This window comes from Acinetobacter sp. YH16042 (assembly GCF_013417245.1).
GTDB lineage: Bacteria > Pseudomonadota > Gammaproteobacteria > Pseudomonadales > Moraxellaceae > Acinetobacter > Acinetobacter amyesii.
Genome location: NZ_VPEJ01000111.1, coordinates 1 through 1,530, shown reverse-complemented (window position 1 = coordinate 1,530; position 1,530 = coordinate 1). Strand labels below are relative to the sequence as shown.

Annotated in this window: 2 protein-coding genes and 1 pseudogene; all 3 read right to left on the bottom strand. The window is 31.4% G+C overall.

Translation table 11 applies throughout. The features are described from left to right. Window positions 1-345: pseudogene (locus FTV37_RS17365) on the bottom strand (serine protease); the annotation flags it as partial. A 646-nt stretch (window positions 346-991) separates the two neighbouring features. Next, complete coding sequence (locus tag FTV37_RS17360; RefSeq protein ID WP_180009630.1) at window positions 992-1,186, bottom strand: hypothetical protein; 195 nt, start codon at window positions 1,184-1,186, stop codon at window positions 992-994. 25 nt (window positions 1,187-1,211) lie between these two features. Beyond that, window positions 1,212-1,530: helix-turn-helix domain-containing protein (locus tag FTV37_RS17355; RefSeq protein ID WP_180064333.1), on the bottom strand; the 319-nt coding region annotated here is incomplete at its 5' end.

The following is a 1,530-nucleotide window of genomic DNA, read 5'->3' as shown; positions in this document are numbered from 1 at the left end:
TTGATCTATTGCTTGATTTATCAAACCTGCAATAGAGATAGCACATAAATCAATTTTCGTATCAGGATGATAGATAACCTGTTTATCGTTTATCCCAATGCTTAGTTCGACAAAATTTCCTGAAGGTTCTCCTTCATTATTCTTTACATGACAAATGATTTTTATTTGATCACTCTTTTCTATTACATGTTTGTTTGTCACCAGAGCTAGAAAGCAATTTTCTCCATCATTATCGAAGGCTGTGAAGAATCCAGTCCCTGTACTATGAGCTTTTCCATTTAAGTATGCAGTAATTTTTACTGTTGAATAAAGTAATTCCTCAGCCACACTCATAGTTTTATTCATAAATCTTTTCCGATAGTCACAATAAATATTCTTATTTTTTATCATAGTATTAATCTTTATTTTTTATTTTAATCAATAAAATAAATACTTCATTCTGACAAAATTTAAATCAATATATTTTTTCATTTAACATAATGGTGGTTATACGAAATTAGTAGTTTTTACGCGGAATTCCTAACGTATTCATCTTTTGTCTTATATCTTTATTTTTACCAATAGGTAAAATATATTCATAACCTACATCGAAAAGTAGGTAATTAAGAAAAAAATTACAGCGTTTTATAAGCCTTATAGTAACGGGAGAGACTATAGGGCTTTTTATTTATCTTAATATTCATATATCTATGATAAAGCCATGATGCTCTGCGATATAGAAAACCGGCTTGAGAATAGACCGGTCTTTTATGATATTTGCTAAAATACTCTTTTGAAATATAAAAAACTAAGCGTGTATAGCACTGGGTCTAGGTGTTTTTTGGGCTTAGTTATTAGCGTTATTTAAATAAGTATAAGTGGCTTTGTTGCATAAATATGTAAGCATCTGATTTAAATAAATTTAATTTTGGATCAAAAAATAATCAAAACTTTTAAAATCATATAGTTATGAAATCTTTGTGCAACAAAGCCAGTATAAGTCAATTTTTACCTAAGGGATTTGCTTTTCAACTAGTTCCAATTTCTTTAATGCTTGCCCTTTTTTATGATCATTATCAATCTTTACAACCAGAGCTAAAATAAAAACCATCACTATAAAAACAAGGAAAATCAAATGCTTTTTCATCATTAATTCCGTCTTTTGATCTTTAAGAATGCCTTGCTCCTTTGTAAATAGATATGACATAAGGGAAGCACTGATACAAGCCTTTTTAAATGACTTTAGCAACTCGATAAACAGTTGCAACTCCACAATTCACTGCTTTGGCAATTTCTTCCTTAGTCATATTGCCAGCTGCTAGCAATTCTTTTATTCGTTTGTGCTTAGCCTCATTGGCTTTCTTACCTGTTGGCTTGTAACCCGAACGTTCCAGGCCCTGCTTAATACGTTCTATACGTTTCTCATTGTCCAGGCGGGCCATTGTTGCCAGGAGATCAATCAACATATTGTTGATGAGTTCCAAGATTGAATGAGTAATGCTGTCACTGGTTTGAATCATTTGGTAGGTCGTAGGAAGATCTGCTACGACT

Bases quoted from the DNA above. Each gene is read 5' to 3' on its own strand.
- FTV37_RS17360 (WP_180009630.1), bottom strand. From the start codon at position 1,186: ATGTCATATCTATTTACAAAGGAGCAAGGCATTCTTAAAGATCAAAAG.